At 34.7% G+C, this 386-nt stretch carries 1 protein-coding gene; it reads right to left on the reverse strand.

Annotation, left to right across the window (positions count from 1 at the left end; genetic code table 11):
- Nucleotides 1–33 precede the first annotated feature (33 nt).
- Nucleotides 34–276 (reverse strand): YflJ family protein, encoded by a 243-nt coding sequence (locus tag KI369_RS27100; RefSeq protein WP_212958662.1) that lies wholly within the window; start codon nt 274–276, stop codon nt 34–36.
- Between the last annotated feature and the right edge of the window lie 110 nt (nt 277–386).

Genomic DNA, 386 nt, shown 5'->3' on the forward strand with positions numbered 1-386 from the left:
TTGTCGGTAAGTCGATATCGTTACATTAGTATATTATTGTTCTTTTAATTTCTCTTGTTGTGCAAGTAGTAAATTGCGTAAGACGTGTCCGCGGTAACTTTCTAGTTTTCGCCCTTCATGATAGCGCACGCCTAATTTTTTTAATTCAGCTACGTACCAACCTTTTGTTCCGTAATACATTGGATCACTTCCTTTTTGCTTTTGAACAGTATATGTTGGGGGTGGAAGTAACTTTCCATTGAAAACAATAAGCCTGGTTGTATTAAGGTGTTCCATAAAATAGCTTCAGGAGCGTGTATAAAAAAATAGACAGTAGTGTATGCTTTTTTACACAATGTATACAAATTTATACCCTATGCATTGGCATGATATTTGCAATAAAAAGA

It is taken from the genome of Bacillus sanguinis (assembly GCF_018332475.1).
GTDB lineage: Bacteria > Bacillota > Bacilli > Bacillales > Bacillaceae_G > Bacillus_A > Bacillus_A sanguinis.